At 68.4% G+C, this 25,591-nt stretch carries 25 protein-coding genes and 1 pseudogene; 6 read left to right on the top strand and 20 right to left on the bottom strand.

All coding sequences use genetic code 11. From position 1 onward, the window contains the following. Window positions 1-30: 30 nt before the first annotated feature. The 4 genes from secB to CRO39_RS14415 form a co-directional block, all read right to left on the bottom strand. Window positions 31-552 carry a protein-export chaperone SecB gene (gene secB, locus CRO39_RS14430; RefSeq protein WP_097122654.1) on the bottom strand — a complete coding sequence of 174 codons (522 nt, stop codon included), beginning with the start codon at window positions 550-552 and terminating at the stop codon, window positions 31-33. Between the two features lie 103 nt (window positions 553-655). Then, on the bottom strand, window positions 656-1,090 hold the full coding sequence (locus CRO39_RS14425) for a rhodanese-like domain-containing protein (protein WP_162125883.1): 435 nt from the start codon (window positions 1,088-1,090) through the stop codon (window positions 656-658). 60 nt (window positions 1,091-1,150) lie between these two features. Then, window positions 1,151-1,576, bottom strand: coding sequence for a hypothetical protein (locus tag CRO39_RS14420; RefSeq protein WP_097122653.1), 426 nt, complete (start codon window positions 1,574-1,576; stop codon window positions 1,151-1,153). 65 nt (window positions 1,577-1,641) lie between these two features. Next, entirely contained in the window at window positions 1,642-2,112 is a 471-nt protein-coding gene (locus tag CRO39_RS14415) for a YiiD C-terminal domain-containing protein (protein WP_425479705.1), read from the bottom strand. Window positions 2,113-2,128: 16 nt separating this feature from the next. On the opposite strand from CRO39_RS14415, the gene CRO39_RS14410 reads away from it, so the two are divergent. The 3 genes from CRO39_RS14410 to CRO39_RS14400 are packed head-to-tail and all read left to right on the top strand — an operon-like array spanning window position 2,129 to window position 5,238. After that, window positions 2,129-2,893, top strand: a complete 765-nt coding sequence (locus CRO39_RS14410; protein ID WP_097122651.1) for a uroporphyrinogen-III synthase — start codon at window positions 2,129-2,131, stop codon at window positions 2,891-2,893. Window positions 2,894-2,938: 45 nt separating this feature from the next. Next, window positions 2,939-3,979, top strand: a complete 1,041-nt coding sequence (locus CRO39_RS14405) for a uroporphyrinogen-III C-methyltransferase (RefSeq protein ID WP_097122650.1) — start codon at window positions 2,939-2,941, stop codon at window positions 3,977-3,979. Beyond that, entirely contained in the window at window positions 3,976-5,238 is a 1,263-nt protein-coding gene (locus tag CRO39_RS14400) for a heme biosynthesis protein HemY (RefSeq protein ID WP_097122649.1), read from the top strand. The genes CRO39_RS14405 and CRO39_RS14400 overlap by 4 nt, the downstream gene beginning before the upstream one ends. Before the next feature lie 178 nt (window positions 5,239-5,416). Here CRO39_RS14400 and CRO39_RS14395 read toward each other — a convergent pair whose 3' ends face one another. Continuing rightward, window positions 5,417-6,697 carry an acetyl-CoA C-acetyltransferase gene (locus CRO39_RS14395; protein ID WP_097122648.1) on the bottom strand — a complete coding sequence of 427 codons (1,281 nt, stop codon included), beginning with the start codon at window positions 6,695-6,697 and terminating at the stop codon, window positions 5,417-5,419. Window positions 6,698-6,784: 87 nt separating this feature from the next. On the opposite strand from CRO39_RS14395, the gene CRO39_RS14390 reads away from it, so the two are divergent. Continuing rightward, window positions 6,785-7,669, top strand: a complete 885-nt coding sequence (locus tag CRO39_RS14390) for a serine/threonine-protein kinase (protein WP_097122647.1) — start codon at window positions 6,785-6,787, stop codon at window positions 7,667-7,669. Window positions 7,670-7,778: 109 nt separating this feature from the next. Here the strand turns inward: CRO39_RS14390 and CRO39_RS14385 are convergent, their stop codons facing one another. From CRO39_RS14385 to glnA, 7 genes and pseudogenes are all read right to left on the bottom strand, one after another. Beyond that, window positions 7,779-8,345 (bottom strand): superoxide dismutase family protein, encoded by a 567-nt coding sequence (locus CRO39_RS14385; protein WP_238394678.1) that lies wholly within the window; start codon window positions 8,343-8,345, stop codon window positions 7,779-7,781. A gap of 68 nt (window positions 8,346-8,413) precedes the next feature. Further along, window positions 8,414-9,868, bottom strand: a complete 1,455-nt coding sequence (gene ntrC, locus CRO39_RS14380; protein ID WP_097122646.1) for a nitrogen regulation protein NR(I) — start codon at window positions 9,866-9,868, stop codon at window positions 8,414-8,416. Further along, window positions 9,858-10,934 (bottom strand): two-component system sensor histidine kinase NtrB, encoded by a 1,077-nt coding sequence (locus tag CRO39_RS14375; protein WP_176520214.1) that lies wholly within the window; start codon window positions 10,932-10,934, stop codon window positions 9,858-9,860. Before CRO39_RS14375 ends, ntrC begins: the two co-directional genes overlap by 11 nt. Before the next feature lie 37 nt (window positions 10,935-10,971). Continuing rightward, window positions 10,972-12,204 (bottom strand): annotated as a pseudogene (locus CRO39_RS14370) (ammonium transporter); the annotation flags it as partial. 241 nt (window positions 12,205-12,445) lie between these two features. After that, window positions 12,446-12,784, bottom strand: coding sequence for a P-II family nitrogen regulator (locus CRO39_RS14365; protein ID WP_057656795.1), 339 nt, complete (start codon window positions 12,782-12,784; stop codon window positions 12,446-12,448). A gap of 54 nt (window positions 12,785-12,838) precedes the next feature. Then, window positions 12,839-12,970, bottom strand: a complete 132-nt coding sequence (locus tag CRO39_RS21300) for a hypothetical protein (protein ID WP_274382270.1) — start codon at window positions 12,968-12,970, stop codon at window positions 12,839-12,841. A gap of 339 nt (window positions 12,971-13,309) precedes the next feature. Continuing rightward, window positions 13,310-14,719, bottom strand: coding sequence for a type I glutamate--ammonia ligase (gene glnA, locus CRO39_RS14360; RefSeq protein ID WP_097122643.1), 1,410 nt, complete (start codon window positions 14,717-14,719; stop codon window positions 13,310-13,312). 213 nt (window positions 14,720-14,932) lie between these two features. Between glnA and CRO39_RS14355 the strand changes: the two genes are divergently transcribed. Both CRO39_RS14355 and CRO39_RS14350 read left to right on the top strand, forming a co-directional pair. Continuing rightward, window positions 14,933-15,727, top strand: coding sequence for an undecaprenyl-diphosphate phosphatase (locus tag CRO39_RS14355; protein ID WP_097122642.1), 795 nt, complete (start codon window positions 14,933-14,935; stop codon window positions 15,725-15,727). A 114-nt stretch (window positions 15,728-15,841) separates the two neighbouring features. Continuing rightward, window positions 15,842-16,654 (top strand): META and DUF4377 domain-containing protein, encoded by an 813-nt coding sequence (locus CRO39_RS14350; protein ID WP_097122641.1) that lies wholly within the window; start codon window positions 15,842-15,844, stop codon window positions 16,652-16,654. Between the two features lie 78 nt (window positions 16,655-16,732). On the opposite strand, the gene CRO39_RS14345 is transcribed toward CRO39_RS14350, so the two are convergent. From CRO39_RS14345 to CRO39_RS14310, 8 genes are all read right to left on the bottom strand, one after another. Continuing rightward, window positions 16,733-17,344 carry a YbhB/YbcL family Raf kinase inhibitor-like protein gene (locus tag CRO39_RS14345; RefSeq protein ID WP_097122640.1) on the bottom strand — a complete coding sequence of 204 codons (612 nt, stop codon included), beginning with the start codon at window positions 17,342-17,344 and terminating at the stop codon, window positions 16,733-16,735. A 25-nt stretch (window positions 17,345-17,369) separates the two neighbouring features. Then, complete coding sequence (locus tag CRO39_RS14340; protein ID WP_097122639.1) at window positions 17,370-19,448, bottom strand: tetratricopeptide repeat protein; 2,079 nt, start codon at window positions 19,446-19,448, stop codon at window positions 17,370-17,372. Between the two features lie 82 nt (window positions 19,449-19,530). Then, window positions 19,531-20,526 carry a YheT family hydrolase gene (locus tag CRO39_RS14335; protein WP_097122638.1) on the bottom strand — a complete coding sequence of 332 codons (996 nt, stop codon included), beginning with the start codon at window positions 20,524-20,526 and terminating at the stop codon, window positions 19,531-19,533. Window positions 20,527-20,596: 70 nt separating this feature from the next. Next, the gene (locus CRO39_RS14330) at window positions 20,597-21,397 is read right to left on the bottom strand and encodes a lysophospholipid acyltransferase family protein (protein WP_097122637.1); all 801 of its coding nucleotides are present in this window, start codon (window positions 21,395-21,397) and stop codon (window positions 20,597-20,599) included. A 69-nt stretch (window positions 21,398-21,466) separates the two neighbouring features. Then, a complete protein-coding gene (locus CRO39_RS14325) occupies window positions 21,467-21,889 on the bottom strand; it encodes a hotdog fold thioesterase (protein ID WP_097122636.1) in 423 nt (140 codons plus the stop codon). Window positions 21,890-22,560: 671 nt separating this feature from the next. Further along, on the bottom strand, window positions 22,561-24,519 hold the full coding sequence (locus tag CRO39_RS14320; RefSeq protein WP_097122635.1) for a phospholipase D family protein: 1,959 nt from the start codon (window positions 24,517-24,519) through the stop codon (window positions 22,561-22,563). Window positions 24,520-24,530: 11 nt separating this feature from the next. Beyond that, window positions 24,531-25,112 (bottom strand): YceI family protein, encoded by a 582-nt coding sequence (locus CRO39_RS14315; RefSeq protein ID WP_097122634.1) that lies wholly within the window; start codon window positions 25,110-25,112, stop codon window positions 24,531-24,533. Further along, on the bottom strand, window positions 25,109-25,585 hold the full coding sequence (locus CRO39_RS14310) for a SixA phosphatase family protein (RefSeq protein WP_097122633.1): 477 nt from the start codon (window positions 25,583-25,585) through the stop codon (window positions 25,109-25,111). The genes CRO39_RS14315 and CRO39_RS14310 overlap by 4 nt, the downstream gene beginning before the upstream one ends. Between the last annotated feature and the right edge of the window lie 6 nt (window positions 25,586-25,591).

The following is a 25,591-nucleotide window of genomic DNA, read 5'->3' as shown; positions in this document are numbered from 1 at the left end:
CAGCGCCAAGACCGGAGTCCCCAACACGGATCAGGCGTTGCCGGCCGGTTCCGAATTGGCCAGCTCGCCGCCATTGTCGGCCTGGGCCTGGCGCTGGCGCACGGTTTCGGCGTACAGCGCGTCGAAGTTGATCGGCTGCAGGAAGAACGGCGGGAAGCCGCCGGCCTGGACCAGATCGCTGACCAGCTGGCGCACGTACGGGAACAGGATGTTCGGGCACTGGGTGCCGAGCAGCACGTCCACCGCCTGCGGCTCCAGCCCGACCAGGCCGAAGATGCCGGCCTGCTGCACTTCGGCCACATAGGCGGTCTTGTCGCCGGCCTTGCAGGTCAGGGTCACGCCCAGCACCACTTCGAATACGTTCTCGTTCAGCCGCTGCACGCGCTGGTTCAGGTTGAGCTGCAGCTCCGGCTGTACGTTCTCGCTGAAGATCGCCGGTGCCCCAGGAACCTCGAACGAAACGTCCTTGACGTAGATCTTTTCGACGGAGAAAGCGGGACCCGCGGCTTCGGCGGCAGGCGCGACCGCGCCGTTGGTGGTTTCGTCGGACATTTCGTACTCCGGGATCGGTTGAATGAAGCGGTGAATGGACAATTATGTCATGGGATGGCGACGCGCCTGCCCGGGTTCAAGGGCAGGCGCGCGACTTTGCGGCTCAGCGGCCCTTGACCAGCGGCAGATCGGCCTGCTGCCAGGCGGCGACGCCGCCATCGAGCCAGTAGACCTGCTCGAAACCGGCCTTTTTCAGCCGCTTGGCGGCTCCGGCCGAAACCTGGCCGTTGCGGCAGACCAGCACCACCGGCAGCGACTTGGCGGCGGCAATCAGCTTGCTTTCGGGGTCGAACTGGCTCGGCGCAACGTTGCGGCTGCCGGCGATGTGGCCTTTTTCGAAGTCGCCGCTGGCCGACATATCCACCACCAGGGCGTTTTCGCGGTTGATAAGCGCAGTCAGCTCGGCCGGCCGCAGCGGCTTGTAGCCGCGGAAAAGACGGGCGATTTCGGTCGCGATGATGGCCACGGTCAGGCCAACGAAGGCCAGCGACATAATCTGGTTGCGACCGGCGAAGGCCAGCAGTTCTTCAAGGTTCACAGGGGTAGGCGGCTGTCAAACGGGCCGCGATTGTCGCATAGCCGGGCCGCAAAGGCGGCGTCATTGGCCCTGCCACAGGTCCGGCAGCCCCACCACCAGCCACCAGCGCTTGGCTTCGGCGTCCCACTTCCAGCGTTCGCGGTAACGCAGCGTGCGCTCGGCCATGGTGTGCTTGTTGATGACCCGCAGCTCGATGTTGCGGACCATGGTGCCGTCGGGATCGGCGCTGACGTTGATGTCGCGATAGCCGGAAACCTGCACCTGCTCATAGCGGCCGAATTCCAGATCGGTCATCGGCTGTTCGGCGCGGTACTCCGGATCCACCAGTTGCCAGGCGCTTTCGAAATCGCCCCAGCGGATCGCCGCCGCATAGGCGTTCTGGATCTCCTCCAGCTTGGAACGCTGGCGCGAATTGAGCGCATCGGCGCTCATGGGCACCAGCCACGCCAATGCCAGCAGCATCACAGCCCGAATATGAATACGCATCGCCTGCCCCCGGATAATGGCGGACATCCTAGAACGTATTGCCGGCCTTGGGATGAAATAGCGGTTCATGGCCCGTCGCCGCCTTTGGCGATGGCGACGAAACGCCCGCTGAGCGTGGTGGCCATGGCGCCATCGGGCAGGGCGACCCGGGCCAGGACCTGGATGCGCGCGCGCCCGCGCTGGCGCAGCGTCTGCACAAAACCTTCCCATGACTGGTCCGGGGCCAGCACCGCCTGCGCCTGCAGGTCCGACCGCAGCGGCGCCAGATAGCGGACCGCGCTGTCGGCCACGAACACGTCGGCCTTCAGCCCTGCCAGTTGCAGCCGCAGCGTCAGCAATCCCCAGCCGGCCACCGTCATCAGCGAGGTCAGGCTGCCGCCGAAAGCGGTGCCCTTGTCGTTGACGTTGGCCGCCAGCGGCGCCGACAGGCGCAGCCCGTCTTCGTCATAGCCATCGACCTGTACCTGCATCGCCGCCACCGGCGGCATGCTGCGGCAGTAATCGCGCAAATCCTGCAGCGCAGTTTCCACACCCATCGAACATAATCCCAGCATGGCTTTCACCGAACCGGCAGGATGGTACGTCATCTCGTTGCGCCCCCAGGGCGGGCATGCGGCGTTGCGGCGTGCCGCGGCGCGGCGTGGCGCTGGCCTGCTGGCGCTTTCGCCCTGGCGTATCGAAGTGCAGCCGGAGGCCGCGACCGGGCTGGCGCTGGCGCTGGCGGCCGACAATGTGTTGTTCACCAGTCCGGCCGCGGTCGCATGCGCGGCGCGGCTGGCGCCGCTGCGGGCGCGGCCGCGACAGAACTGGTTGGCGGTCGGCAGCGGCACCGCCGCCGCGCTGCGCCGCGCCGGCGTGGGCGCGGTGATCTCGCCGCAGCGGATGGATAGCGAAGGGCTGCTGCAGTTGCCGCAGTTGCAGCACCTGCAGGGGCGGTCGGTCGGGCTGGTGACCGCCCCGGACGGGCGCGGGGTGCTGGCGCCGGCGCTGCAGGCGCGCGGCGCCCGCCTGCACCGTGCCGATGTCTACCGGCGCGTGGCCGTGGCGATCCCCGAACGCGCCATCGAGCGCTTGCGGCAGTTGCCGGCGCCCGCTTGTCTGCTGCTGAGCAGCGGTGCGGCACTGACCCAGGCAATGGCCAGCCTGCCCGACGATGCCAGGCGCCGGTTGCTGGAGTGCGCGGTGGCTGCCGCCAGCGACCGTCTGGCCGAACAGGCCGCCGCCGCCGGGTTCCAGCGGATTGTCCGCGCAGCCGGCCCGCGGCCGGCGCAGTTGCTGGATGCCGCGGTTGCCGCCATCGCCGGGCGTATCCGTTAGCATCTGCACGCAACCGCATGTTCTGCCGGAGACAGGGACGCTGACGTGACCGACGACGAATCCAATCCGCTTCCCCGCGGCCGCAACCAGCGCGGTCTCTGGATCGCATTGCTGGCGATCGCCGTGGTCGCCTTCGCCGGCTGGCGCAGTTGGGAAAGCTGGCAGTCCCGAAGGGCGCAGGCACAGGCGCAAGCCAGCGAGGCCGAGCAACAGCTGGCTGCGCTGCAGGAGCGGGTCGAGACGCTGCGCCGGGACCTGCGCGCGCAGACCCAGCGCTTGCAGGACGCGTCCGCCAGCAACCGGATTCTTCGCGACGAGGTGCTCGGCCTGGGCCAGCGCGGCGCGTTGCTCGAGGAAAGCGTCGCCCGCCTGTCCGACCCTAGCCGTCACGGCGCGCAGGCGCTGCGGCTGGATGAAGCGGAAATGCTGCTGGCGCAGGCCGCGCAACGGCTGGAGATCGCCGGCGATGTCGACGGTGCGCGCCGCGCCTACGCACTGGCGGCCGGCACGCTGGACGGCATCGACGATCACCGGCTGCTCAACCTGAAGCAGGTGCTGGCGCAGGAACGCGCTGCGATCGACGCACTGGGCCCGGCGCCGCAGGCCGCCCTGGCGGCGCAACTGGAAGCGTTTGCTGCGCAGATCCCGCGCCTGCCCCGCCGGCCCGCCGACCAGGACGCGCAACCGCGTCCGGCCTGGCAGCGGTTGCTGGCGCCGCTGGTCGATGTGCGCCCCTCGCGCGATGAAACGATCATCGCGCCGCCGCAGCGCGCCGCCGGCGAGGCCGCGCTGCAGATCGAACTCAGCCTGGCCCGTGCCGCGCTGGAACGCGGCGATCGGGCCGGCTTCCAGGCCGCGCTGGACAGGATCGACGCCTGGTTGCCGCGGTTGTGGCCCGATTCACCGCCGTTGCGGCAAGGTCGGGAGCAACTGAAAACCCTGCGCGCCGAGCCGTTGCGGCCGGATCTGCCGGTACTGGGCAGTACGCTGCAGCAGTTGCGCCAGTTGCGTTCGGCCGGCCTGCAACTGCGGGTGCCGCCGGCCGTCGTATCGCCGGACGCGCCGGACCCGGAGGTGGAACCATGAAGCTGTTCCGGACCGTCGTATCGATGTTGCTGCTGGTGGTGGCGGGCGTGTTCGCCGCGCAATGGCTGGCGCAGGAATCCAGCCGCGATTTCGGCGAGGTCTTCGTCCGTTTCGGCGGCTACGACTACAGCACCACGGTGCCGCGCGCCGCGGCGGCGGCATTGCTTGCGGCCATGCTGCTGTGGCTGTTGTGGCGCCTGCTCAGCCTGCCGTTCCGGATATGGAGCCAGCACCGCCGCAGGCAGGCGCGGGCGCGGCTGATCGAAGGCCTGGAAGCGCTGCAGGGCGGCTACTGGCAGCGCGCGGAGAAACTGCTCGAACGCGCCGCCGAAGACCCCGAGGTCGACGCGGTCGCACTGGCGGCGGCCGTCCGCGCCGCCGATGCGCGTGGCGATGCGGTGGCCGCGCAACGTCATCTGGACGCCCTGGCCCAGCGCAACCCGACCGCTGCGGCGCTGCTGGGCGCCGAACGCGCGCTGGCCCGGCAGCAATACGCCGCGGCGCTGGCGCTGCTGGATACGCCTGCCGTGCAGCCGCTGCCTCCGCGCGGCGTATTGCTGCGGGTGCAGGCGCTGGCCGCCGGCGGGCGCGCCGGGGAGGCGTGGGGACTGCTGGGTTCGCTGCGCCAGCAGCAGGTGCTGACCAGCGACGCGCTGGCCTCACTGGAAGCGGATCTGGCCGCGCAGTCGTTGCAGCAGGCCGATGACGCCAACGTACTGGCCGAGCGCTGGGAAACCCTGCCCAAACCGCTGCGCAGCGATGTCGCCGTGGTGACCGCCTACGCCGGACGGGCGGCGGCGTTGCGCTGGGACGATGCCGCCACCCACAGCCTGGAACATGCGCTGGACACGCAATGGGACGAGTCGCTGGTGCGCCTGTACGGACAACTGGCGGTCGGCAAGCTGGATTCGCGCCGCGCCAGCGCGCAACGCTGGCTGCAGGCCCACCCCGCCAGCCCGGCGCTGCTGGTAACGCTGGCGCGGCTGGCGCGGCGCCAGAATCAGTGGGGGCAGGCGCAGGAGTTCCTGCACCGGGCGCTGGCGCAGGGCGCCGGCGCGGAGGCCTGGGAAGAAATGGGCGAAGGATTCGCCGCCGCCGGCGACGAGGCGATGGCGCAGCGGTGCTTCGCCAACGCGCTGAAGACCCGCCGCGGTGAAGCGGCCATCGAGCTGCCCGGGCGCGACATCCGGCAGAAGATCTACGACCAGGCCGTGGTGGAAGAGCGCGATGAACACGGCGTGCCGCGGCTGCGCCCGTAGCGGCGGTCCCGGCGCCAGCTTGCGATCTTCGTCAAGACCTCACGTTGCGGTGCGCCGAGGCGCACGCTAGGGTCGGTTGTGGGAGCGACGTGAGTCGCGACCGGAAACATCGATGACGCGACTCCCCCGTGCCGGCATGCCGGCACGACTCCCACAACTTTCTCGCTGCCGACGGGCCTCAGCGCTCGACGATCGCCACCACGCCCATGCCGCCGGCGGTGCAGATGGAAATCAATGCGCGGCCGCCGCCGCGTTGCTTGAGTTCCTTGGCGGCGGTGGCGACGATGCGTGCGCCGGTGGCGGCGAACGGGTGGCCGGTGGCCAGCGAGGAACCGTTGGGGTTCATCTTTTCCGGATCGATTCTGCCCAGCGGCGCGTCCAGGCCCAGCCGGTTGCGGCAGTATTCCTCGCTCTCCCACGCGCGCAGCGTGCACAGCACCTGCGCGGCGAAGGCCTCGTGGATTTCGTAGAAGTCGAAGTCCTGCAGACTCAGGCCATGGCGCTTGAGCATCTCCGGTACGGCGATGGTCGGGGCCATCAGCAGGCCTTCGCCGTGGACGAAGTCCACCGCCGCCACCTGCGCATCGCGCAGGTAGGCCAGCGGCTCGTGGCCATGCGCCCGCGCCCATTCCTCCGATGCCAGCAGCACCGCGGCGGCGCCATCGGTGAGCGGGGTGGAATTGGCGGCGGTCAGCGTGCCGCGGCCGGAGATCTTGTCGAACGCCGGTTTCAGCGTGGCCAGTTTTTCCAGCGAGGTGTCCGGACGCAGGATGTTGTCGCGCTCCAGCCCGCGGAACGGGGCGATCAGATCGGTGAAGAAACCGCGCTCGTAGGCGGCGGCCAGCTTCTTGTGCGAGGCCACCGCCAGTTCGTCCTGCGAGTCGCGCGAGATGTTCCACTGCTTGGCCATGTCCTCGCAGTGATCGCCCATGCTCTTGCCGGTGCGCGGCTCGGCCACGCCGGGGAATTCCGGCTTGAGCTCGCCGAACTTGAAGCCTTTGACCAGCGCCTTGATCTTGTCCTGCGTGGTCTTGGCGCGGTTGGCCGCCAGCAGCCGCGCGCGCAGCTTCTTGCCGTAGACGATCGGCACCTCGGAGGTGGTGTCCGAACCGCCGCCGATGCCCGAGTCGATCTGCCCCAGCGCAATCTTGTTGGCGATGGTGATGATCGAATCCAGGCTGGTGCCGCAGGCGCGCTGCAGCGTGATGCCCGGCGTCAGCGCCGACAGGCCCGACGACAGCGCCGCTTCGCGGCCCAGGTTCCAGTCCGAGGAATGCTTGATCACCGCGCCCATCGCCACTTCGCCCAGCTGCTGGCCGTGCAGGCCGAAACGTTCGACCAGCGCTCCCAGCGTGCGCACCGACATGCCCAGGTTGCCGACATCCGCATAGGCCGTGTTCTGACGGCAGAACGGAATGCGGACGCCGCCGAGGATGGCGACGGGGCGGGCTGATGGCATGGAAGACCTCGCGCGGAAGGGATGAATTCGACGCCTGCGCAACGGCAGGCATAATGCAAGTGTAATGCCCCCCTCCACGGTCGCCAAATGACTCGATCCGCAACAGACAGCTACGTGATGGGCGTGATAGCGCTGGAGCTTTCCGCCGGCCAGCAACCGCTGCAGGCCGCGCTGCGGCCGCAGCAGGCCGGCGCGCTGGCCGAACGGCTGGGGCGCGATCTGGCCGCGCTGGTACCGCAGATCGGCGATCTCGACCTGTGCCTGGCGGCGGCGCATTTCGATCCGGCCGAGGCTCTGCGGCCCGGCTGGCCGCTGCATCGGCGCCTGCTGGAACTGCTGCAACGGGCGCCGGGCGGCAAGCAGGGGGCGCGGCTGATCGCATTCGGCGCCGACGAGCTTGGCGATGTGCCGCTGCCGTTCCAGGCCGACGATGAGCTGCGCGGCGGTGCGCTGCGGGTATTGCCGTTCCTGCTCAGCGGCGAGCCGGCAGCCGTTGCGGCGGTCGGCGAGCGGCTGGAGGAGATTCTGCTGGAAACCGGCATGGCTCAGGCCGATACCGCGCTGCTGGCGCAGCAGGCCTTCGGTGCGCAGGTCGAACACGCGCGCTACATGACCGTCCACGATCTGGCCGCGATGATGGCCATGCAGTACCAGAACACCGGCCTGGAGGCGTTGTGGCCGGTGATCGAGACCGCATTGCTGGCGCCGGAGGAGGAAAGCTGGCTCGATGCGCCGCCGGAGCCGCTGCTGCGCTATGCCGGCGGGCAGGCGCATATCGCGCTGTTCGAACCGGCCGCATGGCGGCTGCGCTATGCGCCGACGGTTGTCGGCGACGACAAGCTGGACCGCGCCTACCAGTATTTCCAGGCGCGCCAGCAGCAGCTGGCGGCGGTGCTGGAGGCGCACGGCATCCCGGTGACCTTTGCCCATTGCCCGGGCAAGGCCGACCCGCGGCAATCGCTGCAGTCCTGACCCACATGGCTGCAGGAGTCGTGCCGGCATGCCGGCACGGGTCAGTCGCGATGAAGCATTACCGGTAGAGCTTCATCGCGACTGACGTCGTTCCTGCAACCGCAGTCCGCTAGCGGGTGACGGTAATCAGGCCGCAGGCGACGCGGGCGCCGGCGTTGCCGGCCGGCTGGCTGCGGTAGTCGTCCGCTGCCGCATGCACGATCAGCGCGCGGCTGGCGATGTCGTTGACCGCGCCGCCGCCCAGGGTGACGCCGGCGACGTGCACATCGATCCTGGCCACGCCTTCGGCGTCGGCAACGATGTTGTCCATGTCGCCGGCATGGTGAACGCCGGATTCGGCCTTGCCATGCGCGGTATTGAACGGATTGAAGTGCGCACCGGCGCTACTGGCATCGGCGGCGCTGCAATCGCCCTTCTCGTGCACATGGAATCCGTGCGAGCTGCCCGCCGGCAGCCCGCCGACCACGCCGGTGATATGCACGCCCTTGCCCATCGGCACCAACTTGACCCTGCCGCTGACCAGGCTGCCGGAGGCCGAGGCCAGATTGGCGACCGCCTCGCTGGCGGTGCTGGTGGTCGGAATCTCGGGAACGGCGGCGACCGGGGGCTTTTCCGGCGCGGTGCTGCAGGCGGCGACGGACAATGCGGCGGCGGCAGCCATCAGTGCGATGCGCATGCGGGGACTCCAGTGATTCGGGTTGTCCCAAACCTAACCGCCATGCCATTTACACGCAATGAAAAGGCTCACCCGCCCCGCTTGCGGCCCGGGCCCAGCTTGCGGGTGACGGTATTGCGGCCCACGCCCAGGCGCGCAGCGGCCTCGGCGCGATGGCCGTGGGTGAACTCCAGCGCCACTTCCAGCAGCGCGCGGTCGAAGCGTTCGCGCGCCTGCGCGTGCAGCCCCTCGGCGCCTTGGGCCAGCTGCAGGCGCGCCCACTCGGCCAGCGCCGCATCCCACTCGCCGGTCGCGGTTGCGGCAACCGCTGCGCCGCGGCCCAGCGCATCGTCCAGATCGGCCATGGTGATGATGTCGCCGGGCGCCAGCGCGGCCAGCCGCCAGCAGACGTTTTCCAGTTCGCGCACGTTGCCCGGCCACGGATAGGCCTGCAGCGCGTCCAGTGCCGCCGGCGAAAAGCGTTTGGGCAGGGTGTCGAGCTTGCGGGTGGCGACGGCAAGGAAGTTTTCCGCCAGTTGCGGCACGTCCGCCAACCGTTCGCGCAGCGGCGGCAACTGCAACCGCACCACATCCAGCCGGTGCAACAGGTCGGCACGGAAGCGGCCTTCGGCGACCAGCGCTTCCAGGTGCTGATGGGTGGCCGCAATCACGCGCACATCGACCTGGATGAGCTCGCGCCCGCCAACCCGGAAGAATTCGCCTTCCGCCAGCACCCGCAGCAACCGCGTCTGCAACGGCAGCGGCATGTCGCCGATTTCGTCGAGGAACAGCGTGCCGCCGTCGGCCTGCTCGAAACGGCCGATATGGCGCCGCTGCGCGCCGGTGAAGGCGCCGGCTTCATGGCCGAACAGCTCGCTCTCCAGCAACTCGGCCGGGATGGCGGCGGTGTTCAGCGCGACGAATGGCTTTCGCGAACGCGGCGATTCGTTGTGCAGCGCGTGCGCGACCAGCTCCTTGCCGGTACCGGTCTCGCCGGTGATCAGCACCGACAGCGGCGCCTGCGCCAGGCGGCCGATGGCGCGGAACAGTGCGCGCATCGCCGGGGTGTCGCCGATCAGTTCGGTGCTGCCGGCAGCCTGCGGAATTTCGGCTTCTACCGCGTCGGTGGCGGCGGTTTCGGCGTTGGGCAGCGTGCGCACCGCCAGCGCCACCGCGTCGTCCAGATCGAACGGCTTGGACAGAAACTCGTGGGCGCCGCCGCGGAACGCACCGGCGGTGCTGGCCACGTCGGTATAGGCCGACATCACGATGACCGGCAGCTGCGGGTGGCTGGCTTTCAGCTTGTCCAGCAGTACCAGTCCGTCGTCGCCGGGCATGCGCACGTCGGTGAACAGCAGGTCCGGTACCTCGCGCGAGGCCAGCGCCTGCAGCGCCGCCGCCGCGCTGTCGAACCCGTCGACCGCGTAGCCGGCATCGCGCAACGCGGTGGCCAGCACGAAGCGTACCGAGCGGTCGTCGTCGACCACCCAGATGCGCTGGGCATCGGCCGACGATGCAGCTGCGGGCACTCGTTCAATGGACATGGGGTTCCTCTTCGCCGTCGCCGGAAAGCTGCGGCAACAGCAGGGTGAAAACGGTATGGCCCGGCCGCGAGCGGTAGCTCAGCGCGCCGCGGTGCTCGCGCGCCACCTGCTGCGCCAGCGCCAGGCCCAGGCCGCTGCCTTCGGCCCTGCCGCTGACCAGCGGCAAAAACAGGTGCTCGGCCAGCTCTTCCGGCACGCCGCGGCCGTCGTCGATGATTTCCACCCGCAGCGCCATCGCATGCAGGCGGTCGTGGATGCGCGCACCGTGCTCGACCCGGGTGCGCAGGATGATGCTGGTGGCGCCGGCCTGGTTGGCGTTGCGGACCAGGTTCCACACCGCCTGGGTCAGGCGGTCGGCATCGCCGGAAAGCTCGGGCAGGCTGGGGTCGTAGTCGCGCTGCAGGCGCACCGACCAGCCGCCTTCGGTTTCGGCCAGCCGCAACACGCGTTCCAGCACCGAATGGATGTTCAGCGCGGCGTGCGGACGTTGCGGCGACGGCGACAGCAGCTGTTCCAGCAGGCCGTTGAGGCGTTCGATCTCCGATTCGATCAGGCCGATCAGTTCGCGTTCGTCGTCGTAGTCGCTGCGGTGGGCCGCGCGACGGGCCAGCAGCTGCGCCGCGCCCTTCAGGCCGGCCAGGGGATTGCGCAGTTCATGGGCCAGCCCCTTCAATGCAGCGCTGAGCGCGCTGGGCAGGGCCTGGGCCGGATCGACCGACGGGAACTCGTCCAGCGGGTGGGCTTCCAGCAACCAGCCGCCAGCCTCCAGCCGCGACAGCCAGCCTTCGGCAAACCGCGGCGACTCGCCAGGCATGGCCAGCGCCATGCGGTGCAGGCGCAGCACGTCGCGATCGGTGTTTTCCAGGAACCGGGCCATGGCGTCGCCCTCTATTTCCAGCGCGGCCAGCGGCTGCCCGTGCAGACGCCGGCTGCTGACGCCCAGCCAGCGGGCGAAAGCGGAGTTGGCGCCGAGCAGATAGCCGTCGGCGTCGGCCCACGCCACCGGCGTGCTGAGCGCTTCGGTGGCGGGTTCGGATGACATCGTGAAGGGGGTCCGGGGCGCCATTGCACCAGTTTAGTGCAATGGCGCCCCGGCATTGCGATCAGGCCTCGTAGGCCGATTCGCCGTGGGAGGTGATGTCCAGGCCCTCGCGTTCAGCCTCCTCGGCCACCCGCAGACCGAACACGACCTTGGCGATCAGGAACGCGACCACCGACACCACGCCGATCCAGACGATGGTCACGCCCACGCCCAAGGCCTGGATTCCGACCTGACTGGCAATGCTGAAGTCTTCGGCGCCGGTACCGCCCAGCGATGGCGCGGTGAACACGCCCGTCAGGATGGCGCCGACGATGCCGCCGATGCCGTGCACGCCGAACACGTCCAGGCTGTCGTCGGCATTGAGCAGCTTCTTCAAGCCGGTCACGCCCCAGACGCAGATGATGCCGGCGGCCGCGCCGATGGCGATGGCGCCGAACGGCCCCACGCTGCCGCAGGCCGGGGTGATGCCGACCAGGCCGGCGACCGCGCCGGAGGCCACGCCCAGCGCGGAGGACTTGCCCTTGATCACCTTCTCGGTCAACGCCCAGGCCAGGATTGCCGCCGCGGTGGCCAGCAACGTGTTGATGAAGGCCAGCGCCGCGCCGGCGGTGGCTTCCAGGTTGGAGCCGGCATTGAAGCCGAACCAGCCCACCCACAGCAGCGAAGCGCCGACGAAGGTCAGGGTGACGTTGTGCGGCTTGATGGCCTCCTTGCCGAAGCCGACCCGCTTGCCGACGAACCAGGCGCCGACCAGACCGGCGACGCCGGCATTGATATGCACGACCGTGCCGCCGGCGAAATCCAGCGCGCCCTTGTCCAGCAGGTAGCCGCCCGCGCCCCAGACCATATGCGCGATCGGCACGTAGCCGAAGGTGAACCAGATCACCGAGAACAGCAGCACCGCGGCGAACTTCACCCGCTCGGCGAAGGCGCCGACGATCAGCGCGCCGGTGATGCCGGCGAAGGTCAGCTGGAAAGCGATGAACACGTATTCCGGCAGCTTCACTTCATCGGTGAAGGTGTCGGCCAGGCTGTCGATGGTGACGCCCTTGAGGAACAGCTTGTCCAGCGTGCCGATCCAGGCGTTGCCGCCCTCGAACGCCAGGCTGTAGCCATAGACCACCCACAGGATCGCCAGCAGCGAGAACACGGTAACGACCTGGATCAGCACCGACAGCACGTTCTTCGAACGCACCATGCCGCCATAGAACAGCGCCAGGCCGGGCACCACCATCAGCAGCACCAGCAAGGTGGAGGTCATCATCCAGGCCACGTCGCCTTTGTCCACGATGGGCTCGGCAGTGGCTTCTTCGGCAGCGGCCTCCTCGGTTGCCGCTTCTTCGGCGGCCGCTTCGGCCGGCGGCGCTTCGGCAGCTGCAGCTGCCGCTTCGGCCACCGGTTCGGCGACTTCCTGGGCCAGCGCGCCGAACGCCATCCCGCCCAGCATCAGGCCGCACAACGCAGCCAGGCACAACATCTGCACACGGGTTTTCCACCCGGAAAACAATGGGGTCTTCATGTGGGAACTCCGAGTGTTAGAGCGCGTCCGCGCCGACTTCGCCGGTACGGATGCGGATGACCTGGTCGATGGAGGTGACGAAGATCTTGCCGTCGCCGATCTTGCCGGTGCCGGCGGCCTGCTGGATGGCCTCGATGACGGCATCCAGGCGCTCGTCGGTGACCACGGTTTCGATCTTGATCTTGGGCAGGAAATCGACGACGTACTCGGCGCCGCGGTAGAGCTCGGTGTGGCCCTTCTGCCGGCCGAAGCCCTTGACTTCGGTGACGGTGATGCCGGACACGCCCGCTTGCGACAAGGATTCTCGTACCTCGTCTAGCTTGAATGGCCGGATGATGGCGGTGATCAGTTTCATGCGCATACCCCGATGGTGGATGGAACCGGCCGGCCTTCGAGCCGGCCGGCGGTTTCAGTACACCCGTGCGCGCAGCCCCCTGACGGCGCATACGTTGTCGGTGCGAAGCGATGCATGAACCGCTGCTGCGCCCGCTGCGATGGCCTGCGGCGGAAACAGATGACGTGGGAGGGAATTGCGGTTCATGAATCTCTCCTGTGGTGTCCCCCGATGTTGCAGTGCTGCGATCTCCGTGATCGTGTTGGCTCCTGTTGCAGCGATGCCGCACAGGCGGTTGCCTGCGTTTCCGGCTCCCCAGCCGGGCGGTAGGTGCGGCGATGGCGACGGGTGGGAGGGGTAGGCCGTCGCCATCGCCGCGAGAACACGGCAAAGAAGGTCAGTTGGCGTAGTACAGCTGGTATTCCAGCGGGTAAGGAAGGGATGCTTGCGCGGCACTGCCGCGCATCCCTTCCGAACGCCCGCCGCGCTGCGGCGGGCCGGACATCCGCCCCTCCGCAGCCATGACAGCGTCCGCGCCATGACCCATCAGTTGGCGTAGTACAGCTGGTATTCCAGCGGGTGGGTCGCCGCGCGGAACTTGGTCACTTCCTGCATCTTCAGCGCGATGTAGCCATCGATGAAGTCGTCGCTGAACACGCCACCGGCCTTGAGGAAGTCGCGGTCGGCATCCAGCGCTTCCAGGGCCTGATCCAGGCTGGAGCAGACCTGCGGGATGTTCTTCTCTTCCTCCGGCGGCAGGTCGTACAGATCCTTGTCGCTGGGCGCGCCCGGGTCGATCTGGTTCTTGATGCCGTCCAGGCCGGCCATCATCAGCGCGGTGAAGGTCAGGTAGCCGGTCTGCAGCGGATCCGGGAAGCGGATTTCGATGCGGCGCGCCTTCGGATTGGACACCCACGGAATGCGGCAGCTGGCCGAACGGTTGCGCGCCGAGTAGGCCAGCATCACCGGGGCCTCGAAGCCCGGCACCAGGCGCTTGTAGCTGTTGGTGCCGGAGTTGGCGAACGCATTGATGGCCTTGGCGTGCTTGAAGATGCCGCCGATGTACCACAGCGCCATCTGCGACAGGCCGCCGTAGCCGTCGCCGGAGAACAGGTTGTCGCCGCCCTTGGCCAGCGACTGGTGCACATGCATGCCGCTGCCGTTGTCGCCGACGATCGGCTTGGGCATGAAGGTGGCGGTCTTGCCGTTGCGGAAGGCCACGTTCTTGATGACGTATTTCATCGCCAGCAGTTCGTCGGCCTTCTTGACCAGCGAATTGAACTTGGTGCCGATCTCGCACTGGCCGGCGGTGGCCACTTCGTGGTGGTGCACTTCGACTTCGATGCCGATCTGTTCCAGCGTCTTGCACATCTCAGCGCGCAGATCGTGCAGCGAGTCGACCGGCGGCACCGGGAAGTAGCCGCCCTTCACGCCCGGACGATAGCCGCTGTTGCCGCCTTCGTACTTGGTGCCGCTGTTCCAGGACGCTTCTTCGGAGTCGATCTTGAAGAAGGTGTTGCCCATTTCGTTGGCGTAGCGGACAGCGTCGAAGATGAAGAATTCCGGCTCCGGACCGAAGAACGCCTGGTCGGCGATGCCGCTGGCCTTCAGGTAGGCCTCGGCGCGCTTGGCCACGCCGCGCGGGCAGCGCGAATAGCCCTGCATGGTGGCCGGATCCAGGATGTCGCAGGTCAGCACCACGGTGGGGTCGGCGGTGAACGGATCCAGGTAGGCGGTGCTGGCGTCGGGCAGCAGCACCATGTCGGACTCGTTGATGCCCTTCCAGCCGCTGATGGAGCTGCCGTCGAACATCTTGCCGTCTTCGAACAACGCCGGCTCCACGATGCTGGCCGGGAACGTGACGTGGTGCTGCACACCGCGAATATCGGCAAAACGCAGGTCGACGAACTCGACCTTGTTGTCCTTGATCAGCTTTTCAACATTGTCCGCAGACATCTTTGCAACCTCGGATAGGGTTTGAACGTGGCTGAATATAAGCAAGCCACATGCCAACTTCCGATAAGCGGCAACCTGTTGATTTTTATAGGCATTAGGTCAAGGCGGCGCGGCTATTTGCACCAAGGTGGTTTCTCATCGCAAGGAACTGCACCTTTTTGGTGCTTTCCATAATCCTCTATCCTGATCATTCCCCCATCTCATTTCCCCGCCATGACGGATCTGCTTACCGCCCTGCTGCTCGGCATCATCGAAGGCCTGACCGAATTCCTGCCGGTGTCCAGCACCGGCCACCTGCTGATCGTGCAGCACTGGCTGGGCCAGCGCTCGGACTTCTTCAACATCGTCATCCAGGCCGGCGCGATCCTGGCGATCACGCTGGTATTCCGGCAGCGGCTGTGGCAGCTGGCCAGCGGCTGGCGCGACGCGGCAAACCGCGACTACGTGGCCAAGATCGCCGTCGCCTTCCTGGTCACCGCGCTGGTCGGCCTGCCGGTGCGGCTGGCCGGCTGGGAACTGCCGGAAACGGTCACCCCGATCGCCTGGGCGCTGATCCTGGGCGGTGTCTGGATGATGGCGGCCGAACATTTCGCCGAACGCCGCGGCGATCAGCCGCTGGTGACCTGGAAAGTGGCGGTGCTGGTAGGCCTGGCGCAGGTGGTGGCCGGCGTGTTCCCGGGCACTTCGCGTTCGGCGGCAGCGATCTTCATGGCCATGCTGGCCGGCACCAGCCGACGCTCGTCGGCCACGGAATTCGTGTTTCTGGTGGGTATTCCCACCATGTTCGCGGCCAGCGGCTACGCCTTCCTGGAACTGGCGCTGGAAGGTGACCTGGGCAGCGAGAACTGGGGCGCGGTGGCGGTGGCGTTCGCCGCGGCGACGGCAACCGGCTTTGTGGTGGTGAGGTGGCTGCTGGGCTATATCAAGTCGCACCGCTTCACCGGTTTTGCCATCTACCGCATCGTGCTGGGCGCGGCGCTGCTGTTGCTGATGCCCGCCGGCAGCTGACACCGCGCATGCCGCCGGCGCCTGCGTCGTGCGGTGCGCCGGCGCGGGCAAGTTGCGGCCTTCACCCCGTTCTAAGCATTCGTACGTTTGCATAGGCCATCCTAGGAGCGCGCCATGAAACGACTTCTGCTGCTGACCCTGCCGCTGCTGCTGGCCGGCTGCCCCAAACCGGCCGATGACACGGCGGCGACCGAAGCGCCGACGGCATCGGCCGCCACAACCGCACCGGCCGACGCCAGCCTGCTGCCGAAATACCACTGGCGCCTGAGCGGCGCCGCCGACGCCGAAGGCCGGCGCATCGATACCCTGTTCGTCCGCGCCGAGCAGCCGGTGCAGCTGGACTTCGCGCAGGGCCGGCTCGGCATCGCCAACACCTGCAACCGCATCGGCGGCGGCTATGCGATCGACGGCACGCAGCTGAAGATCGAGCAACTGTCCTCGACGCTGATGGCCTGCGCCGACAACGCGTTGACGACGCTGGACCAGGAAGTCAGCAAGCGCCTGGAAGGTACGTTGTCGTTCGCCATTCAGCCGGCCAACGGCATGCCGCAGCTGACCCTGACCAACAGCCAGGGCGATGTGCTGGCCTTCACCGGCTATGCCACCGCCGAAACCCGCTACGGCGGCGCCGGCGAGCAGGCCTTCCTGGAAGTGGCGGCGCAGACCAAGCCCTGCAGCCACCCGCTGATTGCCGACAAGCAATGCCTGCAGGTGCGCGAAATCCGCTACGACGACAACGGCGTCAAGATCGCCGGCACGGACGGGTTCAGCCACTTCTACGAAGGGATCGAGGGGTATACCCACGAGCCGGGCGTGCGCAACGTGCTGCGGGTCAAGCGCTTCAGGCGCGACCCGGTTCCGGCCGACGCGTCCGATACGGCCTATGTGCTGGACATGGTGGTCGAATCGGAAGTGGTGAAGCCGTAACCGCCGGTCAAAACGGTGGATGGTGAGGGAGCGGCTTCAGCCGCTCCCGCAGAAAAAAGACGCTGCAGGCCGGTTCAATCAGCCGGCGCGCGGATTCAGCGAATAGGTGCCGTAGAACTCGGCCTGGGCCAGCGTATGTCCCTGCACCGCATGCTGCACGTCGGCGGCGCTGAAGCGTTGCGGCAAATCCAGTTTTTCGACATCCAGCGCATACAGGCGGAAGAAGTAGCGGTGCACGCGCAGATCGTTGAACGGCGGGTAGGGTCCGTCGTAGCCGAAGTAGTCGCCGCCCATGTCGGCATCGCCGGCGAACCAGCCGGTGTAGTCGTTCAGGCCCTGGCGCGCGCCGCGCGGTCCGGGCGGGTTCTGCTTGCCCTTGGCGGTGATGCCGTCGCTGCAGCTGCCGGCCGGGATCCCGCGCTCCTCGGCGGCGATGTCGATCATCGCCCAGTGCACGAAATCGGCGCGCGGCTGATCGGCGGGGATTTCCATGTCGTCGCGGCCGACGGTTTCGGCCACCGTCGGCGCATCCGGATCGATGCACAGCAGCGCGAACGAGCGCACGCCGGCGGGCACGTCCTCCCATGCCAGCTGCGGATTGCGGTTGCCGGCAAAGCCGTCTGCCTGGCCCATTGCGAACTGCGCGGGGATGCGCGCGCCGTTTTCGAAACTCTCGCTCCAGATACGCATGGATGCCTCCTTCGGTGTGGCGGAATCAGATTTCCGGATAGCCCAGGCGCTGCGCAACCGGCGTCAGCGCCGCGAACGGCTGCTTCAGCGCCTGCGCGTAGTCGCGCCAGTGGCCTTCGGCGAAACGCCGGGCGCCGGAGGCCGCTGGCGGCGGCGGCATGCTGGTGTCCAGCGCCTGGCCAAGCGCCGCGGAAATGGCGGCGGCATCGTGGACGATGCCGTCCAGGCGGATCAGCCGGTGCGGGTACAGATCCTGCTCGTGCAGAGCGGCAACCTGGTCCAGCAGCTGCGCCAGCCAGTCCGCGCCCTGCTGCGCATCGGTAATCGCCAACGGCGCCGGCGCACCGAACGCCAGCCAGTCCAGCAGCATGTCGCGCGGATCCCGCAGCGCGATCAGCAGCATGCCTTCGGGCAGCTGCGGACGCAGCGCATGCAGCAGCGCGTTGTCCCACCACAGCAGCCAGTCGACGATGTTGCCGCCGCTGACCTGGCGCGCCGGCAACGCCGCGCGCCAGCCGGCGATCAGCTCCTGGCCGGTCAACGCACCGGAAACCAGCGCTGCCGGCGTGCGATAGCTCTGCAGGCCATCCTGCGGCGGGGTGGGCCCGAAACGGTCGGTGCGCAGATAGCTGCCTTCCCTGTTCACCGCACCGGCGATGGCTTCGACGCCGCTGCCCGGCGCTCCCCACAGCAACAGCGGGCGCGCGCCGAGCGGTTGCGGCAGCGGCGCCAACGGTGGCCATGCCTGTTGCGCCTCGGTGAGCGGCCACAGCGGCAGGCGCATCGGCGCGGCTTCCTGCGCCAGCCCGGTCCAGGTAGCCACGGCATCGGCCTGGCGGCCGGCGCGGTCCTGCACCAGTCCCAGCCAGCCGCGCAGGCCCTGCTTGGCCTGCGGATCGGTAGCGCGCTCGATCAGCGATTGCACCCGCTCGATCGCCGCCTTGGGCTCATCGCGCGCCAGCAGCGCCTCCACCAGCCGCTGCTCGCCGCTGCTGCGGCCGGACTCGCGTTCGACGATGCGCCGGGCAATGGCCTCGGCGCCGGCCGCATCCCCGGCCAGATCCAAGACCGTCATCTGCGCTTCCAGTGCCGGCAGGTGCTCGGGCATGGCCTTGAGCCAACGTTCGACCACTGCGGCGGCCTGCTCGCTGCCGACCAGCTCGAACAGCAGCCGCGCCAGCCACAGCTCATGCGAATCGGACGTGGTGGCCAGCGCCGCGTCCAGCGTCGCGCGCGCGTCATCGGGCGCGTTCAGGCGTCGCCAGGCCTCGATGAGGCCCAGCAGCGCATCGCGGTCGCGCGGGTTGCCGGCCAGCGCAGCGCGCAGCGATGCCAGCGCCTGCTCGTTGTGGCCGGCGGCCAGGCGCAACTGCCCGGCATAGCGATGCAGGCCCGGGTGGCCGGTGGCGGGATTGGCCAGCAGCGGTTCCAGTTCGTCGGCGGCCTCGCCGGGGCGGCCCTGGCGGCGCACCAGGTCGGCGATCAGGCTGCGCAGGTTGGTGGCGGCCGGATTGCTGTCGACGATGCCGCGGAACGCCTGCTCGGCGAACGCCCAGTGCTGCTTGGCCATGTAGACAAAGCCCAGGGCAAAGCGCAGCTGCGGCTCTTCCGGCGCTACCTGGCTGGCGGCGGAGACGATCTGCAGGGCGCGATCGGCATCGCCGCGGCGCAGCGCCACCATGCCGTCAACGGCGGCCAGCAGCGGATGCTCCGGGCTGACTCGCGCCGCCAGCCGGCTCAGGCGCTCGGCTTCATCCAGATCGCCGCGGCCCAGCGCCAGCTGCGCCTGCATCAGGTAGGCCAGGAACTGGTTGGGGTCCAGCCCGCTGGAGGCCGCCAGCGCGCTCTGCGCTTCATCGATGCGGCGGCTGCCGATCAGCACGCCGGCCCGGGCCAGGTGCAGATCGGCATTTTCCGGCGCCAGCGCGATCGCATGATCGATGCTCGCCAGTGCGGCTTCGCTCTGGCCGGCCTGCTGCAGCGATGTCGCCAGCCAGCGGTGCGCCTGCGCGTCGTCGGGACGGCTGGCGACCAGTTCGCGCGCGGCAGTCAGGGCCTCGTCCGCGGCATTGCGGCGCAGGGCATCGATGATGGTGTCGTACATGGGCGGGTCTGGCGTTCGGTCAAACGCCTATTGTAGAGCGTGTCATCCATCGGCAGCCGCCCACGCGCCGCCGCCGGACGCCTCAGCGCCTGCCGCGGCCGGCGTCCAGATGCTCGGCGACCCAGCGCTCGGCAAAGCCGTCGCAGGCGGCGTTCTCGATGAAGCCGCAGTGCCCGCCCCAGGGGGCGATTTCCAGCCGCGCGCAGTCCGGCAGCTGCCAGTCGCGGAAGCTGTCGAACGGAATGACCGGATCGTCCTCGGCCATCAGGATGTCGGCCGGCACCTGCAGCCCGATCAGGCGGTCGCCGGCGATCGAATAGCCGTTGAAGTAGTCGTCCAGCGATGCGAATGAGGTATGCCGCCGCACCAGCCAGTCGGTCAGCGCGCGGATGTCCAGCGACAGCGTGGCGTTGTCGAAATTGTGCAGGGCCGGGAACAGCTCGCGCTTGCGGATCAGCGAGCTGCGCCACTTGCGGGTGAAGTACCAGTCGTAGAACGCCGGGCCGCGCTGGATGCTGTCCATGGTGGTGGCCGGGTCCAGCACCGGGCATACCGCCACCACGCGCTGCAGCGGCAAACCGGCCTGCGGCGCGCGCAGCCCCAGCCGCAGCGCGAAATTGCCGCCCAGCGAAAACCCGGCAATCACCATCGGCCGGCTGCCAAAGCGCCGCGACACATCCACCGCCGCATGCACCACTTCATCCAGGCGGTTGGAGTGGAACAGTTCCTCGTTCAGGTGGTGGGTATCGCCGTGGTCGCGGAAATTCAGCCGCACCACCTCGAACCCGCGCGCCAGCATCGTGGCCGCGGTCATGCGCATGTAGCTGGACTCGGCGCTGCCTTCCCAGCCATGCAGCAGCAGCGCCAGGCCGCGCACCGGCTGGCCGGGAACGGCGCTATGCCAGGCCTGCAGACGCACGCCGTCGCCGCCGTCGAGGATGTGTTCGGTGGTGACCGCGCCGCTGCTTTCCAGCAGGCGCTGGCCGCGGCTGCGCCGCAGTGCGCTGGAACTCAGCACCGATTGCACATGCGGGTTGCGCAACCAGCGCGGCGGGCAATAGTCGGCAGCAGTCACCATGGGCGGAGGCGCGACCTCGGGTGGAAGGGTGAGAGTGTCACCGTACATTCGAGTATTGCCTCCAAAACATTCAGCCTTCCTGGTTCATCGCCGCAATGATGCGCTCGCGCGAGATCTCGGCGATGCGGCGGCGACCATCCACGTCCGATACCCGGATCGGCTCGAGAAAGCAGATGTCGGCCGCACGCGCCGGTTCGCCGAGCAGACGCAGAAAATTGGCGAAGAAGCTCTCCTTGGATTGAAACGCCACCACCGGCTGGGCGCGGCCACGCGGACCGTAGCGCAGCGCCACCGGCTGCACCGGCACATCGGCTTCCACCGCGGCCAGGAAGATGCGCGCGTGGAACGGCCCGACCGCATGGCCGTCGCGGGTGCGCCCCTCGGGGAACACGCCGACCGAATGGCCTTCGCGCAGCCGGCGCAGCATCTCGTGCAGCACCCCGCCCAGCGATTCCTGGCTGCCGCGCTGGTGGAAGATGGTCTGGCCGCGCATCGCCAGCCAGCCGACCACCGGCCAGCCGCGGATTTCCTGCTTGGCCACAAAGCCCATCATGCGCTGGCTGTGCAGCATGGAAATGTCGACCCAGCTGACGTGGTTGGCCACGAAGACGGTGGCGCCGGGCAGCGGAATGCCATGGCGACGCAGGCGGAAGCCGAAGATGCGCATCAACCCGGCCGACCACCAGCGCACCACGCAGTGTTCCAGCGGTTCGCCGCCCAGCCGCATCCGTCCCAGCGGCGGCAGCATGCCCAGCAAGGTCAGCGGCAGGAACACCAGCAGATGGATCAGCAGCAGCGGTACGCGGTACAGGTAACGGCAGGCGCGCGCCACACTGCCGCCTGCGACGGCAGGAGTGAGGGGGGTACTCATATCCGCCCAAGATACCGGATGACCTGTTCCAGCGGAATGGCGAAGCTCAATCGATGGCTTGCCCGGTTCTCAGGCGACCGGCACCACCGCCAGGGTCAGCCGGGAAATGCAGACCGGCTGGCCGGCGTCGTTCTCGATGCGGATCTCCCACACCTGGGTGCTGCGGCCGACGTGCAGCGCGCGCGCAGTGCCGGTGACGGTGCCCTGGCGCATCGCGCGCAGGTGGTTGGCGTTGATCTCCAACCCCACCACCATCTGTTTGCTGGTGTCCACGCACAGGTTGCCGGCCACGCTGCCCAGCGTTTCGGCCAGCGCCACCGATGCGCCGCCGTGCAGGATGCCGTAGGGCTGCACCGTGCGCGCGTCCACCGGCATCGTGCCGCGCAGCCAGTCAGTACCGGCTTCGGTGATGACGATGCCGAGGTTCTCGACCAGGCTGCCACGGGCATGGGCATTGATGGCGTCGATATCGACAGGCTGACGGAAACTCATCGCGGGGACCCCTGCAAAAGGAAAATCCGGGCAAGTCTACGCCGGCGGGCAGGCGGTGGTTCCGCGCGATCCCCTTTATTCCCCTTTTTATAAGGTTCTTCTCCCGTTTCCTGGAGATGTCGGCTTCGGCGGGAGTCGCCGGCCGTCAGGCTGGGGGGTGCTCCGCCCTCCTGACGACGTCGTGTCTTTACGTCGGGTCGCAGGCTCGTTCCGCTTCGCGGCCCGAACCGGCCCGGCGCAGCGCGCCGGGCGTTCGCCAAGGCGCGCGGCAGTGCCGCGCAAGCCGCCTTGGCTCACCCATGGCCTGCTCTCCGCACCCCCCAGCCCGCCGGCCGTCGCCTTTGGGCAGATGACAGGTCGCGACTTCGGAAGGCCTTTTTTCGAGCGCCGACCAGGTGTCCAGAAGTCGGTGGCCAGGGTATTGCGGGACCGTCCGCGGCATGGATGCCGCGGAAGAGCCTACATGGGTGAGGCAAGCGCTTGCGAAGCACGGCTTCGCGCGCAGCCGAACGCCCGCCATCTGCGATGGCGGGCCGGGCCCGCGCAGCGGGTATTTACGGCGTGTCCCGCACTACCCTGGCTACCGGCTTCCACATAGACGTTTCCCGCACTTGGGAGAAGAACCCGGGAGGTAAAACCGAAGCCCCTGACCCTGGTCCCGATTCCCGCCATCACAATATCGGCACCAGGCCCGCGCCGAAGGCGGTCAATACGCGCGTATACAGCCATTTGGGCCCCACGCTGACTTCCGGGAAATCGCCGACGGCGACGTAGCAGCGATGGAAATCCGGATCCCGCGGCCCCAGCGGCAGCGGGCAGTCCGGCCCGGGCTGGAACTGGTAGCTGGTCGCGTAGCGCCACGGCCACAGGTCGAACAGCGGCAGCGATTCGGACACCTTGCCCAGGCTGTAGTCCAACCCCGAGAACACCGGCGGCTTGGCGCGCGGGGCGATCACCCAGGAGTTTTCCGGCGCGATATCGCGGCGGATGCTGGCCGCCAGCGCCTGCGCGAACGCGGCGTCGTCGACGATCACCGCCGCCTCGGTGTTGTAGGTTTCCGAGCGCGGGTCGAAGTTGTGCGTGCCGATCACCGCGATGCGGTTGTCGATCACCATCGACTTGGCATGCAGGCCCATGCGCACGCCGGCGCGCTTGAGCGGCAGCGGTTCGCTGGCAGCGCCGCTGCTGAGGAAGGACGGGCGCGACTCGGTGCGCTGCAACCGGCGGGTGGTTTCGCCGGCGGCGCCCAGCGAACCGGACGGGCCGGTGGAGCCGGACGGACCCAGCGACCCGGACGGGCCGAACCGGCGGCTGCGCGTCGAATCCGGGACCGGAATCGGCGGGCCCTCCGGCATCAGCGCGGCATAGTCGACCGGGGCATCTTCGGGAAACGGCTTGTATTCGTAGATCTGGAAACCGAATTCGCGCAGATGGCGGCGCTTGTACTTGAACGACATCGAATAGACCACCGGGTTGTCGGTCGCCGCCAGACTGTTGGTGGACACGATCACCGCCGGCGGCGGTTGCCGCTTGCGCATCTGCCGGAACAGCTCCTGCGCCTGCCGCGACAGCACCAGGTACGGCGTCTGCAGCAGCAACTCCTGGCTGGCGCTGCCGATCAGCATTTCCAGTTCCGGCGCCGCCGGCGCGTCGTCGCCATTGGATTCGCGGCGGTGCTTCTGCGGCAGATCCGCCACGTACTTGACCGCCCCCACCGGCAGCGCCGGTTCGACCAGCCTGGCTTGGACCACCTCCGGATCGCTGGCCTCGCGCGACATCTCGGCGACCCGCGCCGGACGCAGGTAGTCCAGCGGCGGCATCGCCGGCACGCCTTCGCTCAGCAGCTTGCGCCCGACATCGTTCAGGCGCTCGACCGGCGTGCTGCGGCGGGCATCCCAGAACGCCTGGAAATTGCCGGCCATCGCGCCGGCTTCCGGCCCGGCGATCAGCACGTCGCGGTCGCGGAAGTTGTATTCGGCATCCCAGTCGTAATAGTCGTCCTGGTAGTTGCGCCCGCCGGTGATGCCGATGCGTTCGTCCACCAGCAGCAGCTTGGTGTGCATGCGCTGGTTGAAGCGGCGGAAACAGCACAGCACGCTGCCGGCGTAGTCGAAGTAGTTGAGCTTGGCCTTGCCGAAAGTGGGGTTGTAGATGCGGATCGAGAAGTTCTGGTGGGAGCCGGCCAGCGCCGCAAGAATCTGCAGATCGGCAATCGCCGAGAGCTGATCGATCAGCACCCGCACCCGCACCCCGCGCCGCGCCGCGGCCAGCAGTTCCTCCAGCACCAGCCGCGCGCTGTCGTCCTTGTCGAAGATATAGGTCTGCAGATCGATGCTGTGGCGCGCGCTGCGCAGCAGGTTGAGCCGCGCCAGCAACGCATCCTGGCCTTGATCCAGGATCAGCGCGTAATGGCGCGGCGACTGCGGCGCCGATTCGGCCAGCGCGCGCGCGCCCAACTCATGCAGCGGCGAGTCCAGCGCGCAGGCATTGGCCTGCTGGCAGTCGATGACCTGCGAACGGGCGGCGGCGGCGATCCCGGCCGCCTGGTCCCGCTGCGCCTGCGACAGCCCGGCGCAGGCGCTGCACAACAGCGCCAACCCCACCGCCACGCAGCGCGCAGCCCACCTCAACGATAACGCCGTCACTGCCCGGACCCATCCCGCACTCGCGCACGCAACACAAACACCACCCTTTCGTTCACTGCCAATTTCCAATCGTCCATGTCGTAGTCGCTTCTGCGCACCGCGCCGGTCGCCACCACATCGCAATCCACCGCCGGCCGCGCGCAGGTGGAGGGCTCCACGGTCAGCGTCTCCGGACGGCTGATGCCGCGGATCATCAGATTGCCATGCAACGGACCGCCCTGACGCAACAGTTCGCCGTCATAGGGCTTGGAGACGAACATCACCAGCGGGTAGCGGTCGGATTCGAAGAACTTCTCGCTGCGCGCCCATTCGGTATAGCGCGGGTGGCCGACAATCTCCACGTCGCTGGTGAACATCCGCAGCAGCACCTGCTGGCTGCCGTCGGGCAGCGCCCTGACCTCGCCCTCGTAGCGCGGGAACACGCCCTCCAGCTTCTGTCCCCAACGCGTGCGCAACTCGAAGCCCAGCCGCGTATGCGCCGGGTCGAACTGCGCTTCGCTGGCCGATACCTGCGGGAACGCGCACAACAGGCCCAGTCCGCACAGGCCCAGCAAGCGGCTGCCGAACCGCAGGTTCATGGCCACCAGAAGGCGGAGAGCGTGGCGATGCCAGGTTCGATGGCGGCCTCGGCCGGGAGCGACAGCACCGCCACCGAGGCGGTCGGCATGCCGCGATAGTCGCCGGACTGGCCGCTGTGCATCAGCGCCACCAGCCGCTCGAAGCCGGGGTTGTGCCCGACCATCATCAACCGGTCGACCTCGCGGTAGTTGTCGGCCAGACCGGCCAGGGTACCGGCGGTGGCTTCGTAGATGGCCGATTCCAGCCGCTGCTCGACGTAGCCGATGGCGGTCAGGATGGCTTCCAGCGTCTCGCGGGCGCGGCGGGCCGGCGAACACAGCACCTGGTCCGGAACCCACCCGTGTTCGGCCAGCCAGCGGCCGGCGGCCTCGGCTTCGGCCAGGCCCTGCGCCGACAGCGGCCGATCCAGATCGGCCTGGCCTGGGACAACGGGTTCAGCGTGCGCATGGCGCAGCAGGATCAGTTCGCGCACGGCAGG

It is taken from the genome of Pseudoxanthomonas wuyuanensis, from assembly GCF_900215535.1.
Lineage (GTDB): Bacteria > Pseudomonadota > Gammaproteobacteria > Xanthomonadales > Xanthomonadaceae > Pseudoxanthomonas_A > Pseudoxanthomonas_A wuyuanensis.
Note: the sequence above shows the minus strand (reverse complement) of the source record. Positions and strands in the feature narration are given on the sequence as shown.

What these genes read in the sequence shown, in the direction of transcription:
- secB (WP_097122654.1), bottom strand. Translation starts at nt 552, where the DNA reads ATGTCCGACGAAACCACCAACGGCGCGGTCGCGCCTGCCGCCGAAGCC.
- CRO39_RS14420 (WP_097122653.1), bottom strand. Translation starts at nt 1,576, where the DNA reads ATGCGTATTCATATTCGGGCTGTGATGCTGCTGGCATTGGCGTGGCTG.
- CRO39_RS14415 (WP_425479705.1), bottom strand. Translation starts at nt 2,112, where the DNA reads ATGGGTGTGGAAACTGCGCTGCAGGATTTGCGCGATTACTGCCGCAGC.
- CRO39_RS14410 (WP_097122651.1), top strand. Translation starts at nt 2,129, where the DNA reads ATGGCTTTCACCGAACCGGCAGGATGGTACGTCATCTCGTTGCGCCCC.
- CRO39_RS14400 (WP_097122649.1), top strand. Translation starts at nt 3,976, where the DNA reads ATGAAGCTGTTCCGGACCGTCGTATCGATGTTGCTGCTGGTGGTGGCG.
- CRO39_RS14395 (WP_097122648.1), bottom strand. Translation starts at nt 6,697, where the DNA reads ATGCCATCAGCCCGCCCCGTCGCCATCCTCGGCGGCGTCCGCATTCCG.
- CRO39_RS14390 (WP_097122647.1), top strand. Translation starts at nt 6,785, where the DNA reads ATGACTCGATCCGCAACAGACAGCTACGTGATGGGCGTGATAGCGCTG.
- CRO39_RS14385 (WP_238394678.1), bottom strand. Translation starts at nt 8,345, where the DNA reads ATGCGCATCGCACTGATGGCTGCCGCCGCCGCATTGTCCGTCGCCGCC.
- ntrC (WP_097122646.1), bottom strand. Translation starts at nt 9,868, where the DNA reads ATGTCCATTGAACGAGTGCCCGCAGCTGCATCGTCGGCCGATGCCCAG.
- CRO39_RS14375 (WP_176520214.1), bottom strand. Translation starts at nt 10,934, where the DNA reads ATGGCGCCCCGGACCCCCTTCACGATGTCATCCGAACCCGCCACCGAA.
- CRO39_RS14365 (WP_057656795.1), bottom strand. Translation starts at nt 12,784, where the DNA reads ATGAAACTGATCACCGCCATCATCCGGCCATTCAAGCTAGACGAGGTA.
- CRO39_RS21300 (WP_274382270.1), bottom strand. Translation starts at nt 12,970, where the DNA reads ATGAACCGCAATTCCCTCCCACGTCATCTGTTTCCGCCGCAGGCCATC.
- glnA (WP_097122643.1), bottom strand. Translation starts at nt 14,719, where the DNA reads ATGTCTGCGGACAATGTTGAAAAGCTGATCAAGGACAACAAGGTCGAG.
- CRO39_RS14355 (WP_097122642.1), top strand. Translation starts at nt 14,933, where the DNA reads ATGACGGATCTGCTTACCGCCCTGCTGCTCGGCATCATCGAAGGCCTG.
- CRO39_RS14350 (WP_097122641.1), top strand. Translation starts at nt 15,842, where the DNA reads ATGAAACGACTTCTGCTGCTGACCCTGCCGCTGCTGCTGGCCGGCTGC.
- CRO39_RS14345 (WP_097122640.1), bottom strand. Translation starts at nt 17,344, where the DNA reads ATGCGTATCTGGAGCGAGAGTTTCGAAAACGGCGCGCGCATCCCCGCG.
- CRO39_RS14340 (WP_097122639.1), bottom strand. Translation starts at nt 19,448, where the DNA reads ATGTACGACACCATCATCGATGCCCTGCGCCGCAATGCCGCGGACGAG.
- CRO39_RS14335 (WP_097122638.1), bottom strand. Translation starts at nt 20,526, where the DNA reads ATGGTGACTGCTGCCGACTATTGCCCGCCGCGCTGGTTGCGCAACCCG.
- CRO39_RS14330 (WP_097122637.1), bottom strand. Translation starts at nt 21,397, where the DNA reads ATGAGTACCCCCCTCACTCCTGCCGTCGCAGGCGGCAGTGTGGCGCGC.
- CRO39_RS14325 (WP_097122636.1), bottom strand. Translation starts at nt 21,889, where the DNA reads ATGAGTTTCCGTCAGCCTGTCGATATCGACGCCATCAATGCCCATGCC.
- CRO39_RS14315 (WP_097122634.1), bottom strand. Translation starts at nt 25,112, where the DNA reads ATGAACCTGCGGTTCGGCAGCCGCTTGCTGGGCCTGTGCGGACTGGGC.